Source organism: Aquimarina sp. AU58, from assembly GCF_900312745.1.
In the GTDB taxonomy this organism is placed as follows: Bacteria; Bacteroidota; Bacteroidia; order Flavobacteriales; family Flavobacteriaceae; genus Aquimarina; species Aquimarina spinulae.
This window is the reverse complement of sequence record NZ_OMPD01000014.1, coordinates 2,324,627-2,339,560: the sequence shown is the minus strand read 5'-3', so window position 1 is coordinate 2,339,560 and position 14,934 is coordinate 2,324,627. Positions and strand designations below refer to the sequence as shown.

The window sequence follows — 14,934 nt, the reverse complement described above, 5'->3', positions numbered from 1 at the left end:
ACAGTACTAAATACTTTTATTTTTTAAGGAATTTCATCATACGAGTTTCTCCATTTTGAGTTCGTAGCTTAACGATATACATTCCTGGTTGCAGGCCTTCTGTGGCTAGTACTATTTTGCCTTTTTGACCTGGCTCTGCATTTTGAATAACCATCTTACCATGCACATCAAAAACCTCAACTTTGGTTACCGCAAATGTTTTTTCAACATCTAATGTAAGGAGATTATTTACCGGATTAGGGAATAGAACTACATCTGTTTCTAATGGCTTAGCCTCTTCTGTTGTAAGTCCAACTTTACTTTTTTTGCAGAGATCTTCTTTGTATTCTACTCTAATCGCAGGATGCTCTATTCTTCTATATTCATCTACAAAGATTTGTTGCGCGCTTTTAGCAATACAAGGTTCGTGCTTTATTTCTTTTAGATCTATTTCTTTTTCACAAATTGTACCCGTCTTGCCTGTATCTGTGGTTTCTACTAAGTAAATTTCTGTAGCCCCGGCTCCAAAAGAAGTTGTATATCCTGTAAAGGCAAATCCTTTATCATAAGTATCGGTTACCATTTCCATTCCTCCTTCTTGTTTATCATAACCATACTCACGTGCCCATTGTAACGTACCCCCAGCATCTGTCTGAAACAGCATAGCTTTACGTGATGAAATAACCTGTTGACCAACTACAGTAAACCGTTGGTTTCCTGCACTATCAAAAGTTTCTTCTAAACTAAATCCTAGCTCTGTTCTCTCTGTTCCATATGTTTTCATACCTAAGAAATTACCTCCCCCATCCAGGTATAGTAAAAATGCATCATAAGAATTATTAATCCCAAAACTATTGGTATACCCGGTAAGAACGTAATTACCATTTCTATCTTGTTTTACACAAGTAGCTACATTTCTATATCCCATTGTAGGGTCTAGTTCATTAGGATATCCTAATATTCTGTTCCACTCTATGGTAAGGTCAGGTTTTAGTTTTATCACAAAAAGATCTGTAGGCGGGTTGGCCAATGTAGTACTAACACCACACCAATAATTTGTAGTCGATCCTGCGATGATGTATCCTCCATCTCTTGTTTGTTCTATCCACATACCTCGTTGATCTCCTTTACCTCCTATTACTGTAGCTCTTATTAGGTTTCCTTGTAAATCTGTTTTAACAACATACACATTAGCTCCCGGGAATGCTGTATAGCTTCTGGTTTCACCAACAAGGATATACCCCGGTTTTCCTGTTACTTCTCTATTATTTTGCACACAGTGAGCAGCATCATATTGTTGCCCTCCATATACCGCAGAAAAAACGAGAGCACCATTGGTATCGGCTCCCATGAGATATGCGTCTCCGCCTCCAAAACCAAAACTACGAGTAATTCCTGCAGCCACATAAGCTGTTCTATTGTTAGGACTAAAAAAGGTGGATTGTCTTACTGAATTAAAATATTCATAATCTTGCCCTCCGTATACTCTAGACCATATTTGATTACCGTTAAGATCTGTTTTGACCAAGGTTGCTTCAAGACTACCAATAAAGTTTTTTGAAGTATATCCTGCTATCAAATATCCCCTTTCAACTTGCTGTAGTTGAGTAAGAGATCTACCCATCTCTGATTTTTCTGTTCCGAACGTGTGTTGAAATTGTGAAAAGCCCATACTTGTAATAAAGCAAAAGGCTACACTACATAAAATTGTTTTCATGATGATTTATATTTAAATTGGTTAAAAACATATTCTTCTATACTTACAACATAGTTATGGGTCTGCACAATCAGCTTTCTCTAACCATTGATTTTTCTGAGTACCTGCTAACGAGAAATCAAAGATCTTTCATGGTGTTTCCCTACACCAACCCATCACTACTAATTTACAAAACAACCCAATGACTATCAAGTGGTTACACCCCATAAATACAAAGGTAAAAGCCTGTTTTATTTTGTATATTTACTAGTAGATTACAAGACACTATTTGTAAGTTTATAGCGGTACTTTTCATTACAAATTGATATCTTTATCGCTTAATGCAGTTCATTATGGTACAGGTAGTAAAAAAAGTATTTTTGATCGTTTTGATATGTTGGTGTTGTTCTTCGAGTACAAGTGATACGTCACCAGTAACAGACGATGAACCTACGCCAATACTCCCTGTAAATGAACAAAATACAATTAGTGCACTTGAGTATATCGATGAATCTGTACTTGCAGATCAGGAAATTGATGGTGTTCCTATCGGAGGATTTTCTGGAATCGATTATCAAAATGGTAAGTGGTATATCATCTGTGATACTTCTACCCCGCCCATACGATATTATGAGGCAGATATAACATATACCAAAGATGGATTTACTTCGGTTGGTATTAATACCATGATAGAAATTAAAGATGATACAGGTACTCCTTTGGAACAGGGAGTTGTTGATCCCGAAGCTATACGCTTTGATATCGGTACAGGTACGATTGTATATACCAGTGAGGGCTCTATTACCAATGGTGTGGATCCTGCTTTGATCGAAATAGCTCCCGAAGGAAATCAAATCAAACGTTTTACGCTACCTGATAACTTTAAAGCCAATACGGTGGATCCCTCTTCTGGGCCAAGACATAACGGAGTCCTAGAAGGCCTTTCATTGGATTTTGAGAATAAAGGATACTGGATCTCTTTTGAGTTACCTCTTATTGAAGATGGCCCTGAACCCACCACTACAGATACACAATCTCCCGTAAGAATCACTTATATAAACAAAACATCGGGAATTGCTGAACGACAATTTGCCTATGAGCTAGACCCTGTAGCACGTGAGGCCACACTAGGCACTACATTTGAAGTGAATGGTTTGGTAGAAATCCTGGAATACAACACTAACAAATTTTTGGCATTAGAACGTTCTTTCTCTTCTGGATATATAGATGGAGGAAATACAGTAAAAATATATAAGGTAGATGCTACAAATGCTACAAATACGTTGTCTACAGAGGCATTAGCAACTACCTCCTATACTGCAGCAACAAAAACTTTGCTTTTTACTTTTGATAATATTCGAAGTCAACTCACTAATAACACTGTAGATAACCTTGAAGGTTTTTCGTTTGGACCAAAATTAAAAGATGGTAGTCGAACGATTGTTGTAATTTCTGACAATAACTTTAATTCCTTTTTTCCACAGCTTAATCAATTCATTGTTTTAAAAGTGGTACCGTAGCGATACTCTGTTATAATGCTAAGTATTTAGTTGTATTAAAAACCTTTCGATTTGTCTTCTGTGTCTTAAAATATGTACAATCGCGTGTTCTAATAATTGCTCTATATTATACCGTTGTCCCCATGCTACTACTATTTTTTTATCAGGATCTTTTTCTTCAAGATGTAAATCAGGGTAATCTTCAAACAATTGTTCATTGTACATAAACATTTCTTGTAAACCTGTTTGATATTCTTTTACACTACTTAATGTTTTGCGCTCTACAAAATCAATCTGCTCGCCTAATGATTTTCTTATTTCAATAACATAACAATATCCTGCTCTTATAACATGGGTCAAAATAGTTTGTATTGATCTACAATCCGGATCTTTGGTTTTGTCATCCACAATAGTGGTCAATTTCTTATTACTAACATTAGACAAAACAGTGATAACTTCTGTTAATACTTTTTCATATTCATCTAATAGTGCTCCTACTGCACCTTGATCTCGATACTGCTTCATCTTTTTTGATTTTTGATCCTACTCTACTTCTTAGCAATTAGAATGGTTCCGTTTTTATATACATCTAATGCCTGATTTAAAATTAACTTGATTGTCGTTACAGGTAAATCTTTGTTTGGGTCTATTCTAAAAATTTTCATTCTTGCCCGATCACCTGTTTCTAATTGAGGATGATCAAGATATTTTCCTTCTACCATAAGAAAATAGGGTTCGTCGGTTTTTTTATCAACCCATAAGTAACAGAACATTTTCCCTTTATAACAAAAACACGGCATCCCATATTTACGTGTTTCGGTAATATCTTCATCTTGATTAAGAATAATACTACGCATGGTCAACAAACAGCTTTTGTTGGGTTCGTGCTTATCTAAATAAAATTGATCGTTAGTATTCATCATTTTCTTATCGATTATTTCAGAAAAAACCATCCATGACTACCTGCCACTGCTCCTGCGGTGGTAATCAAACTTAACACCAGTAAAATCCAATGCATACGATGCATAAATCTGAACGTTTTTGCGGGATTATCCTCTGCATATTTTTTAAACAATTTATGCAATACGAGTGGTTCTAAAACATACAGAATTAGTGAGAATAATATCCAAACCAGTGTCATTGCATGAATCCACCAAAATCTATAATCAAAATATCTATCCCACGCATCAAGTACATATAGCATGTAAAATCCTGTTATACCCGTTATTAGTGTTGTGATTTTGGCTTGCAACGCAAATTTACCTTCGATCTGCTCAAAGGTTTTTATCTGATCCTCCTTAGATTTTAGTTTTTTAACTGCAGGAATAATTACAGTTGTTACCATAGCAACTCCTCCTATCCATAAAATTACAGCCAAAACGTGTAATACTCGTGCCAATGTGAAGTATTCCATTTTTTTATTTTATTAATTGTGTAATTTTTCTATTTGATGTAAATGATGTTCCATATGATTTACATAGTCTTTAATTAAAAACTTAAAATCAGATTTTTCTCCTTTACTAATTTCAATTTGATATGCCAAAGTATACTCATCTTGCAATTCGATTACTTTTTTTATGCGTTCATTAATAGCTAACCAAAAACTTATTATTTCACCTGTATTAGCTTCGTTATAATGATTTACATTAACGAGTTCATTCTGATTATATTTTCGAATTTTATAGGGTTTGGTTTCAAATTGAATTTCTGTAAATCTTTGTAGATTATGTATTCCAGAATCTATCAGATGACCTAAAATTTCTTTTTTCGACCATTTATCGGGTAAAGGTTTGAACTTAAGTTCGTTTTCACTACTGTTTTTCATTAGTTCTTTTCCTCTTTCTAGTAAATGATCGAGTTGCTGTATTATTTCAGGTATTTCCATTTTTGAGTATGTATTGTATATAATTAGACCATCGTATCAAAGTTACGAAAGGCAATTGTACTTATATGCATTCATAAATGTTTATGTAATACCATTTGCACTTTAAACCTACTGGAATAAAATGTTCTTTTTTCATCTCAGTTTCAGAATAAAAATAAACCGTAGCCCTGCTATGCTTGATTTTTCTTCTTTACTGAAACAAAAAAATCTTAATTTTCTTTGCCAGTAAATTCAAAATACAAATGGTATAATCATTATTTTAAGTTGAATGATAACGTTATTTCACTTGGCAACACTCCTTAAAAACTCGTTTAAAAGGAAACAGTAACTGTCGTATGTAGTTTTCTTTTTTTGGATATACCATATGGTTTTCTATGACTCCAACATCGTCGACTTCGCCTTTACGATTATAATAAGTTCCGAAAACCAAATCCCAATAGGGTATAATATTCCCGTAGTTTTTAGCTTCATGCAGTAGTTTACTATGATGAAAATGATGTACTTGTGGCGTAACGATCAAATAATCCAAAAAGCCCGTATTGGTTTTGATATTGGCATGAGAAATATAGGCTATTACCACATGTGCTACTCCTACCAAAAAGATCATATCTTCATTAAATCCTAATAGCAAAAGAGGTATCATTTTAAACACCGTATTTAAAAAAATATTAATCGGGTGTATCCAGTTTGTTTTAAACCAATTTAACGAAGTTGGTAAATGATGAATCGAATGTATTTTCCATAGCAATAAACTTAGGATAGAATTACGGTTTCCGATATGGCTAATTCTATGGTAGAAATAAGGTAGAAATTCTCCTATTATATTTGCCACCACAAAGGTTAATATGAGAGGAACATCGTCCCATATTTCTGATGCTATAAATAAATTTTGTTGAAGATATAATACAAAAGACAACGATACTGTTTTTCCTAACGCATCAAAAAGTGCCGCCGAAAATATAAAGTGCTTTATATCTGACCAAAGATTACTTTTTTTAGTTTTCCAATCGGTTTTTAAAGGGATAATTTGCTCGAATGTTAAAATATAAATTGCCGTAAAAAGAAAGATAACATAAGACGATATTTCAAAACTCCAACGCTTACTAATCGTTAAGGATGCAATTATGCCAGTTATTAACAGTAGAGCAGGAACGGTTAAAACAGATAAAATTTTATTTTGCTTCATAATTCTATTTTAACCTATAGTCGTACAAATAGAACAAAAAGATGCAGTTTATATCGTTAAATTTAATTTATCTATCTCGGTTACCAGTTCTCGTGGTAATTCGCAGTCATCTTTAAGCACAAACCCTGTTATCTGCCCTTTATTATTGTATGATATCTCTATACAATCGGTCACTAATTCCTTTAGTTTTTTTCGTCCTCTTTGTATTCTTGATTTAGTAGCTGTTAAGCTTAAGTCTAAAATTTTTGCAATCTCTTTTTGAGGCTTTTGTTCGATATCACTTAGATAAAGTGCTTCTGCATATTGTTTCGGAAGATAATTTTGAATAACAAATCCCGATAGATCACATACACAAGCACCTGACATTGATGTTTCGGCAATCTCTGGCTGATCTTTTATACTAGTAGTCGGTATTTTATTTTTTCTATAATAATCTGCAATCGTATTTCTTGCTACTTGAAAAAGCCAGGATTTGTAATTATTGATTTCTTGATTTTTGTATACGGCAGTATGTAGTTTTATGCCCACATCTTGTACTATATCCTCGCTAATATTGTTATCATTAACTTTTGTCTTAATGAAGTTTAATAACGGTTTTTTATGCTCTTCCCAGATATTCTCGAATTTCATACGGTTACCTTTTTTGTATTACTTCTTCTGAGGTTAATCCAAATATAGGCGGAGTCTTTATCTCTAATAGTGCCAGATACGTGTATAGTACTCCTCTGTGGTGGATTTCATGTTCTACCATAGCTCTTAGTAATTTCCATACTGTTATTTTATGGCCTCCTGGTGTTTCACATTTTTCAAGTAAATCTTCGGGTGTAAACTGCGAAAGAATTGTTACTGATTCGAGATGTAGTTCATTATACAAACTAATTGTCTTTTGATATCCTTTTGCATAGCTTTCTCCACAACCGGTATATAAACTAGGCCTTAGTCGAACGTTTTCAACATACATAAACCTTTCTGTAAGTGCCAGATGACGTATGATATCACCAATAGTAAATTTTCCCTTACTAGTGGTCCATTCTATTTTTTCTGTTGGAATATGTTCAAATAATCTTCTGGTACGATCTTTTATCCTGGTATAATACTTAAGAAAACTATGTATATCCTTTATTTCCATAACTTCATTGATCTAGGTATAATCTTTACTAAAAGTTAAGATTAAAACGCATTCACCCAAAGTTACTATAATGATTTTGAATAGTATTAAACTTATAAAAAGTTCTAAATATACTATACCCAAACAATTACCTAAGAAGCGCCAATTTTGTAGCTCCTGTAATTTTTAAAGTCTTATCTTGTGTATATGCGATTACAGATAGCTCATCATTTTCTGAAACCCAATCAGGAATGGTCATCGAGATACTCCCCAATTCTTCTTGTTTAACCACTCGATTCGCCACAATATTGATGTTTTTTAATGTTCTATCTCTGTTTTCTCCTCTCGATATATTAGTAATACGCTCAGAAACTACCAAGGCTAGTGTAATCGTATTGAATGGCTCACCATCTACCCTATAATTAAAAATAATCTTAGAAGGTTCTTGTTGTATGTCCTTTATCAAAATAGTAGAATTAACACTAGTTTTTGAATATTTTTTTAAAGCTATATTTGCCTTATACCGATCTGATCCGGTAAAATGTTCACTTCCGTTAACCACTAATTGCGGAGTATAAATAGATCTGCTGTTAAATTGTTGTGCATACGCTCTTTGATAGTCACTAAATCCTGCTGAACTAAATGGGTCTTTCCACCCCAATCTATTCCAGTAATCTACATGATAGGATAGCACAACTACATTTTGATCTTTGTGTTTTTTCTTAATATTCTCGAGTAATTCATCTGCCGGCGGACAGCTACTACACCCTTGTGAGGTAAATAATTCTAATACTATTGCTGATTCATTGCTTTTCTGAGCATTTGTAGGTATCGAAACAATAAGCGTTAATAGCATCATAAGCTTCTGTAACATCTGCATAATTTTAGTACTTTTAGGCTTTATTTTAGACGAGCATGATGATAAAACTTACTGGATATATCTTCTTTTTTTTGGTAACCATATCAATTTATGGGCAAGATATTGCCATTTTACAATATAAAGGAGGTGGTGATTGGTATAGTAATCCTACGGCTCTTCCTAATCTTATTACATTTTGTAATCAAAATATTAATACTGCAATACCTGCCAAGCCAAAAACAGTTAAGCCAGAAAGTGTTGATATATTTCAGTACCCATACATTCATATGACAGGACATGGTAATGTTTTTTTTACAGATGTAGATGCCCAAAACCTAAGAAATTACCTCTTAAGCGGTGGTTTTCTACATATTGATGATAACTATGGTATGGAACCATACATTCGAAAAGAACTCGTTAAGGTTTTTCCTGATAAGGAACTGGTAGAATTACCGATAACACACCCTATTTTTTCATCAAAATATAATTTCCCGCAAGGATTACCCAAAATCCATGAACATGATGGAAAACGACCACAAGCTCTTGGGATTATTCATGAAAATCGCCTGATACTTCTCTTTACTTTCGAAAGTGACCTGGGTGATGGTTGGGAAAATCCAGAGGTACATAATGACCCAGAAGAAGTAAGATCCAAAGCACTAAAAATGGGAGCTAATATTATTAAATACGCTTTTGAGAATTAATGTCAGAGCAATTACATCATCATCATAATCGGTTTGTAAAAAATCGATTTCCGATAACGCTTATCTGTGATCGGGTGAATTCGCCCGCAAATATTGGAAGTATATTTAGAATCGCAGATAGTTTTGGTATCGAACAAATCTATTTTTGCGGAGAAGATATTACTGTGATTAGTAAACGTATGCAACGTACAGCAAGAGCTACATATGAGATCGTACCTTATCATCAAACCGAAGATAGTATACGTACCGTACAGCAATTTAAATCTAATGGGTATACCATTCTGGCATTAGAAATTACCGATACAAGTATTCCTGTTGCAGATTATAAACCATCTCCCCAGGAAAAAATAGCACTTGTGATCGGTGAAGAAAATTTTGGAGTATCTAATGAAGTTTTGGCTTTAACAAAACACAGTGTACACATCAATATGTATGGTAATAATAGTAGTATGAATGTTGCAACAGCAACGGGAATTGCTCTATATGAGATTACAAAACAAATATTGAACAGTAAAAAATAATACTCCAAAGGATAGCAATAAAGGACAAATCAAAACTTTGTAACTTTGAATCTTCGAAATTTTAAAATATGAATTCAAAAACAATTGCATACGGAATCTTAAGAGCAGTAGCTATTATTATCGGCGTTCTGGGATTACTCTGGTTTCTATATAAAATACAGTCTGTTCTTATATACATTGCCTTTGCTTCTATAATTTCTCTAATGGGTAGACCTTTGGTCCTATTTCTTAAAAAGAAACTGAAATTTAAAAATTCGTTGGCAGTGATCACCACACTACTAATTGTTATTGGGTTATTTCTTAGTATTTTCATGTTATTTGTTCCTATTATTAGTGAACAAGGACAATTAATTGGTGAAATTGATATCAATAAATTAGGTGATGATATCAATAGGTTTAATCAGGAGGTTAGTGCTTATTTTAAAATAGAAAAACTAAATTTTGTAGAACTGATCAAACAAACCGATCTAATGCAGTTTTTTGATTTAAAAGTTATCCCCAATGCTATAAACTCATTTTTAAGTGGTTTCGGAGCGGTTTTAATTGGGTTATTCTCGGTTTTATTTATTTCTTTCTTTTTATTGAAAGACAGTCTCCTTCTCGAAAATAGCTTATTAGTGCTTGCAAAAAAAGAAGATGAGAACAGATTTATGAGAGCCTTTACCAAAATTAAAGATTTACTCTCACGCTACTTTGTTGGGCTGCTATTACAGGTAATTATTCTCTTTATCTTATACACAATACTCTTATTGATATTTGGGGTTCATAATGCCATTGCAGTCGCTTTAATTGCAGCAATTTGTAACCTAATTCCATACGTGGGCCCATTATTTGGTGGAGTATTTGTGATTATACTAGCGATCACCAGTAACTTAGGATTTGATTTTCAGACTGTGATTTTGCCCAAAATAACTTATATTCTGATTGGTTATCTGATCATTCAATTGATTGATAATTTCTTAAATCAGCCCTTGATTTTTGGAAACAGTGTAAAATCCCATCCTTTAGAGATCTTTTTGGCTATTCTTATTTTTGGATTACTTTTTGGGATCGGTGGGCTTATCGTTGCGGTACCTTTTTATACAGCGATTAAAGTAATTGCTAAAGAATTTCTTTCGGAATATAAAATTGTAAAAACACTTACCAAAGATCTCTAATTGAATTCTTTACTACTACATAAAAAGGTCCAGGAGTTTATTACTGAAAAATCTGAGAGTACGCTCGAAATAAGTACCCTGATTTTAAGTGGAAGCCCTTTTGAAGGGATCTCTAGCAAAGAGTTAGCGCAACAAATCCAGGGAAAACGTAAAGCAAAAAGAAAGTTACCCACCTGGTATGCTAAAAACAAAATCTATTACCCGCCAACGCTTAATCTAGAGCAGACTTCTTCTGAAGTAACAGCTTTGTATAAAAGTAAGCTTGTTTCGGGAGCATCTTTAATCGATCTAACCGGTGGCTTCGGAATTGATGATTATTTTTTTGCAAAACATATCTCAACAGTAATTCATTGTGAATTAAACGCATCATTAAGCGAAATTGCTTCACATAATTTTGAAATACTCGGGCAGAAAAATATCCAAACTATTATCGGAGATGGGTTAGACATTTTGAAAGATCACAATACTCTGGATTGGATTTACATCGATCCCTCTAGAAGACATGATAGCAAAGGAAAAGTATTCTTTCTAGAAGACTGTTTACCCGATGTTCCTTCTAATTTAGATTTACTTTTTAGGAAAAGTAACAATATCTTAATCAAAACTTCTCCTTTACTAGATATTCAAATGGGGAGCAAAACATTGCAAAACATAAAAGAAATTCATGTTGTAGCTGTAGAAAATGAAGTTAAAGAATTGATATGGATTCTTGATAAAACCTATACCGAAGATATCAAAATTGTGACTGCCAACATTCAAAAAACGGTACATCAGGAGTTTTCTTTTTTCCTAAAAGATGAAGCCAGGCAATCTGCAAATACGGGATTACCTATGACCTACCTTTATGAACCCAATGCCGCAATCCTAAAAAGTGGAAGTTTTCAACGTATTGCTATTGCTTTTAAGGTAACAAAACTTCATATTAATTCGCATTTATATACTTCTGATCATAAAATTGATTTCCCCGGAAGAAGGTTTGAAATCATAGCAGTATATCCTTATCAAAAAAAGATATTGTCTAAAATAGGGATCACCAAAGCAAATATTACAATACGTAACTTTCAGGAATCAGTCGCTACTCTAAGAAAAAAGTTTAAAATCAAAGAAGGAGGCGATGATTATCTCTTTTTCACAACGGGTTATGACAACAAAAAAGTAGTAATTCATTGTAAAAAACTTAGTTCTTAAAACAATGGGGCATTTAATTACTTAATCAGAAAAAATAGCAGACTGTGCTATAAAATTTTCTATATATAGCTTTAGCTCTTTATCTTCAACCTTATCGATATTATCAAATATATAATCTTTATCTTCTTCTAAATTTTTATAATAATCCGCAATTTTAGGAGTATTGGTTTGAATGCTTAGTCTGATCATCCTCAACTCTATATTATCTGGTTCAGACAATATGGCTTCATCTATCATCTTCTTTGCTTTGTTGAAATACGATATTTTACTAAATGGGTTCCAGGAAAATGAAGCTTTTAATGCGAGTGCTGCACCATGATATGCCTGATAAATTGCCCCTTTATTTTGCAACCCATTTTGTGTAAGTTCATAGAATTGTTCTGCTTTTTCTTTAGATTCATTACACGTCTTATACGCATCTCGTATATCTTCAATACGAACAGTATCACCTACGAAGAAAAAAAAAGTTAATATGGTTAATAAAACCTTCATTACTTTTCTATCGTAAAAAAAGCCGATTTATTATTTGGCTAATGATATTTTAAGCAACAGGTTATTCTTTTTACCATCATAAGCTTCCATAATCATACTTTTATTAGGTAACATTGCAGCTTTAGTAAGTTCTAAAACATCTAAACGTGCATTCCTGATGTCACTTCCGGTAAGAATTGCTTCTTTAGTAACCTCTCCTGTAGCATTATCGATAACATAGGATGTAAGGTATATAAACTCCTTTTTACCATCAAAATATCGTGTAGGAGTCTCGTCAAATGATCGTTTAAGATTAGTAAAGTCATCTATATAAAACAAATATAATTTACCACCATTTTCAAAATTCAGATAAGACATACTGCGTTTACTTTTTGTTCCCATCTGATACTTTGGAAGTTTATGCATCCATATCATTGTATTATCTGATCCTAACTTTAAAACAAAAATATCTCTGTAATAATACTTATATGTTGTTCTGGATCCCGAAGAGCTAGAGGTAGTAAATGATTCTACAAAACGTTGTTCTGCCAGAAAAGTCGTACTACCATCACTATTAAATATGATATCATTTATTTTAAGTCTTTCTAGGTCTTTTAGATCGTTTTCTTTTTGTGTTCCTTCATTAACCCGTTCTTCTCTTTTTAAAGCAAGACTTTGTAATGTTTCTAAAGGAATATCACTTTTTATTGTAGAGCTTACTATACCACTATCAGACAAGGTAGCAGAAAAGACTCCTGAGACCTCTTCTTTATTGTTTGAATTCGCATAAAAACCAGATACTTTTACTTTTCCTGCTCCATCAACTTCAATAACAGCATCGGTAATTGATCTGCCAGAGATATCGATCTTACTTTTTATAATTTCACTGCCGCTTTCTTCGGTAATTTTAAAAACTTCAGTGTGGTATGTATTTTCTAATTTATTTTTGTCCTTTGATTCTGAATTAAAAATAGAGGCTGTCATATAAAAATGACCGTCATTACCAATCGCAAAATCTTCATTCTGAATTCTTTCAGACGAATATGGTAACGTTACTTTTCTTTTCCACAGAAGGCTTAGATCATCCTTATACACTGCTATTCCGATTTTATCTCCTTTTCCCGAACTTGTCTCTATGCGATATAAAATCAATAGCTTTTTTTGATCTGCAGACTTTTTAAATACAAATTTGTTAATTCTTCCTCCTGCATCAAATCCGTAGGTACTCTTAAAACCAAAATCTCTATTCACATTTTCTCTATCATTAACCAGCTGAATAGGTTTTTCTACCACTATACCTGTAAGAGACACTTTTTGTGCGTATGCTTTATCATTTATAGAATAAAACACCACTGCTTTTCCTCCTAGTTTCATGACAGTTTCAAAATTTCCTTTATCATCTACAACTTGCCGTTTCTTTACATCTTCTTTAAGGTCATCTAGAGAATACCGCTGTATAGTCATAGAATTGCGGCCTTTCTTAATAGAAACAAGTCGATTTCCTGAAGCTACCTGATACGTGTTTATATTTCGTATTCGTTTATATTTTTCTCCTATTTTAAAAGAAAAATCTTCAAGCAAGATAGGTTTTTGTGCAAATGTATAGCCAGAGATAAGTAAGGCAAAAACTAAAAGGTATCTACTATTCATTTTTTTATTGTTTTTATAAATCTTCATAACATACTATAATAGGTCAATAGTATACAAATATATAAAAGAAGTATTTAAGGATTCTGTAGCATATTGGTCAAAATTCAGGCCAATTTATGTTTAAAGAAAAAACTGATTTTCAAGTTTTTAAAAAGAAGGTTGAGTTAAATAAAAAATAATGGTAAAAAAATGTTGCATCATAGACTCATAAAACCTACATTTGCATCCGCATTTGAAATATTAAATGCGACGTTCATAACAAAAAATGTATAGGAGAGGTGCCAGAGTGGTAATGGAGCAGATTGCTAATCTGTCAACGCGCAAGTGTTGCCTGGGTTCGAATCCCAGTCTCTCCGCTTTATTTTTTATGATTCGGGGTGTAGCGTAGCCCGGTTATCGCGCCGCGTTTGGGACGCGGAGGTCGCAGGTTCGAATCCTGCCACCCCGACTTTTTAGAGTTACGGGCTCGTAGCTCAGCTGGATAGAGCACCTCCCTTCTAAGGAGGCGGTCATAGGTTCGAATCCTATCGGGCTCACAAAAAGCCATACTTTTATTAGTATGGCTTTTTTGTTTTACAACTCTTTCTAAATATGTTTATCGTTTATATTCTTTTTAGTGAATCCCCTAAAGAGAAATTCTTTAAAAACCATCCTATTCTTATTAGCAAAACTACTTTAAAACAAGAATAGCATAAAACTGTATTAAAAAACTACATCTTTTTTCTTTATCAAACTCTTTTACTAAGAATGAGCGTACTTTAAGAGAAACCTGATTTCATTGCAAAAATCAAAAAAAACATTTAATTCACCGGATAAAACATCGATTTTACGAACATATAGCAATATGACTATACTCAGAATGTGATTACATTTAAAATTCTTTTTAACCAGTATCACTCAAACTTAAACAATAGTGTATAACATAAGAAAACACAAACAATCATGCGCCTTACGGAGGTACAATAAAGTATTTTAAAAAATTAAAGTTTCCCCCTGGATTTTTATAGAATAGAATTGTATTAATGTAAACT

The 14,934-nt window shown here is 33.2% G+C and carries 16 protein-coding genes and 3 tRNA genes; 8 read left to right on the top strand and 11 right to left on the bottom strand.

Annotated elements, in window-relative coordinates; genetic code table 11:
- Nucleotides 1–16 precede the first annotated feature (16 nt).
- A complete protein-coding gene (locus DK441_RS21510) occupies nt 17–1,696 on the bottom strand; it encodes a T9SS type A sorting domain-containing protein (RefSeq protein ID WP_109852604.1) in 1,680 nt (559 codons plus the stop codon).
- 332 nt (nt 1,697–2,028) lie between these two features.
- Between DK441_RS21510 and DK441_RS21505 the strand changes: the two genes are divergently transcribed.
- Nucleotides 2,029–3,195, top strand: coding sequence for an esterase-like activity of phytase family protein (locus tag DK441_RS21505; protein ID WP_160112221.1), 1,167 nt, complete (start codon nt 2,029–2,031; stop codon nt 3,193–3,195).
- A gap of 18 nt (nt 3,196–3,213) precedes the next feature.
- On the opposite strand, the gene DK441_RS21500 is transcribed toward DK441_RS21505, so the two are convergent.
- The 8 genes from DK441_RS21500 to DK441_RS21465 form a co-directional block, all read right to left on the bottom strand.
- Nucleotides 3,214–3,699 carry a hypothetical protein gene (locus DK441_RS21500; protein WP_109852600.1) on the bottom strand — a complete coding sequence of 162 codons (486 nt, stop codon included), beginning with the start codon at nt 3,697–3,699 and terminating at the stop codon, nt 3,214–3,216.
- Between the two features lie 23 nt (nt 3,700–3,722).
- Nucleotides 3,723–4,097: a DUF1801 domain-containing protein gene (locus DK441_RS21495; RefSeq protein WP_370444335.1), complete on the bottom strand. Its 375-nt coding sequence runs from the start codon at nt 4,095–4,097 to the stop codon at nt 3,723–3,725.
- Between the two features lie 11 nt (nt 4,098–4,108).
- Nucleotides 4,109–4,588: a hypothetical protein gene (locus DK441_RS21490; RefSeq protein WP_109852597.1), complete on the bottom strand. Its 480-nt coding sequence runs from the start codon at nt 4,586–4,588 to the stop codon at nt 4,109–4,111.
- 12 nt (nt 4,589–4,600) lie between these two features.
- Complete coding sequence (locus DK441_RS21485) at nt 4,601–5,059, bottom strand: DinB family protein (protein ID WP_109852595.1); 459 nt, start codon at nt 5,057–5,059, stop codon at nt 4,601–4,603.
- Nucleotides 5,060–5,336: 277 nt separating this feature from the next.
- Complete coding sequence (locus DK441_RS21480; RefSeq protein ID WP_109852593.1) at nt 5,337–6,245, bottom strand: sterol desaturase family protein; 909 nt, start codon at nt 6,243–6,245, stop codon at nt 5,337–5,339.
- Between the two features lie 48 nt (nt 6,246–6,293).
- Nucleotides 6,294–6,875, bottom strand: a complete 582-nt coding sequence (locus DK441_RS21475) for a sigma-70 family RNA polymerase sigma factor (RefSeq protein ID WP_109852591.1) — start codon at nt 6,873–6,875, stop codon at nt 6,294–6,296.
- Between the two features lie 4 nt (nt 6,876–6,879).
- The gene (locus DK441_RS21470) at nt 6,880–7,374 is read right to left on the bottom strand and encodes a DinB family protein (protein WP_109852589.1); all 495 of its coding nucleotides are present in this window, start codon (nt 7,372–7,374) and stop codon (nt 6,880–6,882) included.
- A 127-nt stretch (nt 7,375–7,501) separates the two neighbouring features.
- Nucleotides 7,502–8,227: a thioredoxin family protein gene (locus tag DK441_RS21465; RefSeq protein WP_160112220.1), complete on the bottom strand. Its 726-nt coding sequence runs from the start codon at nt 8,225–8,227 to the stop codon at nt 7,502–7,504.
- Between the two features lie 44 nt (nt 8,228–8,271).
- Here DK441_RS21465 and DK441_RS21460 point away from each other — a divergent pair, with 44 nt between their 5' ends.
- From DK441_RS21460 to DK441_RS21445, 4 genes are all read left to right on the top strand, one after another.
- A complete protein-coding gene (locus DK441_RS21460) occupies nt 8,272–8,916 on the top strand; it encodes a DUF4159 domain-containing protein (protein ID WP_109852584.1) in 645 nt (214 codons plus the stop codon).
- Nucleotides 8,916–9,437, top strand: a complete 522-nt coding sequence (locus DK441_RS21455) for a TrmH family RNA methyltransferase (protein WP_109852582.1) — start codon at nt 8,916–8,918, stop codon at nt 9,435–9,437. The genes DK441_RS21460 and DK441_RS21455 overlap by 1 nt, the downstream gene beginning before the upstream one ends.
- Nucleotides 9,438–9,505: 68 nt before the next feature.
- A complete protein-coding gene (locus tag DK441_RS21450) occupies nt 9,506–10,594 on the top strand; it encodes an AI-2E family transporter (protein ID WP_109852580.1) in 1,089 nt (362 codons plus the stop codon).
- On the top strand, nt 10,595–11,782 hold the full coding sequence (locus DK441_RS21445) for an SAM-dependent methyltransferase (protein ID WP_109852578.1): 1,188 nt from the start codon (nt 10,595–10,597) through the stop codon (nt 11,780–11,782).
- Between the two features lie 21 nt (nt 11,783–11,803).
- On the opposite strand, the gene DK441_RS21440 is transcribed toward DK441_RS21445, so the two are convergent.
- Both DK441_RS21440 and DK441_RS21435 read right to left on the bottom strand, forming a co-directional pair.
- Entirely contained in the window at nt 11,804–12,274 is a 471-nt protein-coding gene (locus tag DK441_RS21440; protein WP_109852576.1) for a hypothetical protein, read from the bottom strand.
- Nucleotides 12,275–12,304: 30 nt separating this feature from the next.
- Nucleotides 12,305–13,903, bottom strand: a complete 1,599-nt coding sequence (locus DK441_RS21435; protein WP_160112219.1) for a hypothetical protein — start codon at nt 13,901–13,903, stop codon at nt 12,305–12,307.
- A gap of 272 nt (nt 13,904–14,175) precedes the next feature.
- Between DK441_RS21435 and DK441_RS21430 the strand changes: the two genes are divergently transcribed.
- From DK441_RS21430 to DK441_RS21420, 3 genes are all read left to right on the top strand, one after another.
- Nucleotides 14,176–14,259: transfer RNA gene (locus DK441_RS21430), tRNA-Ser, on the top strand.
- 17 nt (nt 14,260–14,276) lie between these two features.
- Nucleotides 14,277–14,351, top strand: a tRNA-Pro gene (locus tag DK441_RS21425).
- Between the two features lie 14 nt (nt 14,352–14,365).
- Nucleotides 14,366–14,439: transfer RNA gene (locus DK441_RS21420), tRNA-Arg, on the top strand.
- Nucleotides 14,440–14,934: the final 495 nt, after the last annotated feature.

Bases quoted from the DNA above. Each gene is read 5' to 3' on its own strand.
- DK441_RS21510 (WP_109852604.1), bottom strand. From the start codon at position 1,696: ATGAAAACAATTTTATGTAGTGTAGCCTTTTGCTTTATTACAAGTATG.
- DK441_RS21505 (WP_160112221.1), top strand. From the start codon at position 2,029: ATGGTACAGGTAGTAAAAAAAGTATTTTTGATCGTTTTGATATGTTGG.
- DK441_RS21500 (WP_109852600.1), bottom strand. From the start codon at position 3,699: ATGAAGCAGTATCGAGATCAAGGTGCAGTAGGAGCACTATTAGATGAA.
- DK441_RS21495 (WP_370444335.1), bottom strand. From the start codon at position 4,097: ATGATGAATACTAACGATCAATTTTATTTAGATAAGCACGAACCCAAC.
- DK441_RS21490 (WP_109852597.1), bottom strand. From the start codon at position 4,588: ATGGAATACTTCACATTGGCACGAGTATTACACGTTTTGGCTGTAATT.
- DK441_RS21485 (WP_109852595.1), bottom strand. From the start codon at position 5,059: ATGGAAATACCTGAAATAATACAGCAACTCGATCATTTACTAGAAAGA.
- DK441_RS21480 (WP_109852593.1), bottom strand. From the start codon at position 6,245: ATGAAGCAAAATAAAATTTTATCTGTTTTAACCGTTCCTGCTCTACTG.
- DK441_RS21475 (WP_109852591.1), bottom strand. From the start codon at position 6,875: ATGAAATTCGAGAATATCTGGGAAGAGCATAAAAAACCGTTATTAAAC.
- DK441_RS21470 (WP_109852589.1), bottom strand. From the start codon at position 7,374: ATGGAAATAAAGGATATACATAGTTTTCTTAAGTATTATACCAGGATA.
- DK441_RS21465 (WP_160112220.1), bottom strand. From the start codon at position 8,227: ATGTTACAGAAGCTTATGATGCTATTAACGCTTATTGTTTCGATACCT.
- DK441_RS21460 (WP_109852584.1), top strand. From the start codon at position 8,272: ATGATAAAACTTACTGGATATATCTTCTTTTTTTTGGTAACCATATCA.
- DK441_RS21455 (WP_109852582.1), top strand. From the start codon at position 8,916: ATGTCAGAGCAATTACATCATCATCATAATCGGTTTGTAAAAAATCGA.
- DK441_RS21450 (WP_109852580.1), top strand. From the start codon at position 9,506: ATGAATTCAAAAACAATTGCATACGGAATCTTAAGAGCAGTAGCTATT.
- DK441_RS21440 (WP_109852576.1), bottom strand. From the start codon at position 12,274: ATGAAGGTTTTATTAACCATATTAACTTTTTTTTTCTTCGTAGGTGAT.
- DK441_RS21435 (WP_160112219.1), bottom strand. From the start codon at position 13,903: ATGAATAGTAGATACCTTTTAGTTTTTGCCTTACTTATCTCTGGCTAT.